Consider the following 1,028-nt stretch of genomic DNA (forward strand, 5'->3'; position numbering starts at 1 on the left):
GGTTCATGCGGTCCCCATGCTGCGCTCGACGCCGTTCAGCGCGTTGAGCACCATGCCGAGCAACGCGCTGGTGTCGGCCAGCAGCACGACCACCATCGGCTCGCCGCGCCATTGAACGCTGCGCATCACGAGGCGCCCGGCGCTCGAATCGACCACCATGCAATGCGGCTGGCCGATCGCGGCCTCGCGGCTGGCGGCGTCGCCGAGCGCCGCCATCGAGCTCACCATCGCGGCCAGCCGGCTGGCATCCAGCGGCAAGGCGCCGGCATGCGCCAGGTCGAAACCGTCGGGCGTGGCCACCAGAACGGCGCGCGCGCCGCTCACATCGGCCATCAGGGCCTCCGCCGCCAGCTGGGCATGGCGGGTCATCTCGTTTCGGTCCATTGTCATTCCTGTGTGGCCTCGACACCCATGTCGACGCGCGCCTCGACCTGGGCCAGCACGATGTCGAGCAGCATCAGCACGTCGTCGCGCTCGCGCACGTCGACGGCCAGCACCGGCACGACCAGCCCGCGCCCACCGACGATGTCGCTGAACTCGTCGAGCGTCGGCAGCGGGCATTCGAGCGTGCGGCCGACGCCGATCACGGCGTTCATCGACGGCAGCAGCGTGCCGTAGGCATCGAGGTAGTCGGCCAGGTCGCTCAGCGGATCGGGCCGCGAGTTGTCGATCAGGATCACCAGCGCCAGCGCATCGGCGGCAAGGATCTGCCACATGAACTCGAAGCGCAGCTGCCCGGGCGTTCCGAACAACCGCACCACCTGCCCGTCGCCCAGGTCGACCTGGCCGAAATCGAGGCCCACGGTGGTGTGCGATTTCGCGAGCGAGGGATCGGTGTTGCGCACGTCGGTGGTGACCGGCGGCGTGTCGCTGAGCGCCGCGATCGCAGTGGTCTTGCCCGCACCGGGCGTGCCTGTGAAGACGATCTTGGGGTCTTTCATGCCGAACCCTTGTTGCTGATGCCGAGCGTGCGGCGCAGGCGGGAGACCAGGCCCGCATCGGCCGCAGGCGCCGCCGCACGCTCACCC

Annotated in this window: 2 protein-coding genes; both read right to left on the bottom strand. The window is 69.7% G+C overall.

Going from position 1 to position 1,028, the window contains the following annotated elements; all coding sequences use genetic code 11:
- Nucleotides 1-3: 3 nt before the first annotated feature.
- Nucleotides 4-369 carry a roadblock/LC7 domain-containing protein gene (locus AC1D01_RS36215; protein WP_477874575.1) on the bottom strand — a complete coding sequence of 122 codons (366 nt, stop codon included), beginning with the start codon at nucleotides 367-369 and terminating at the stop codon, nucleotides 4-6.
- 17 nt (nucleotides 370-386) lie between these two features.
- The gene (locus AC1D01_RS36220) at nucleotides 387-941 is read right to left on the bottom strand and encodes a GTP-binding protein (RefSeq protein WP_477874577.1); all 555 of its coding nucleotides are present in this window, start codon (nucleotides 939-941) and stop codon (nucleotides 387-389) included.
- Nucleotides 942-1,028 lie beyond the last annotated feature (87 nt).

This window comes from Rhizobacter sp. P3_B12 (assembly GCF_056402895.1).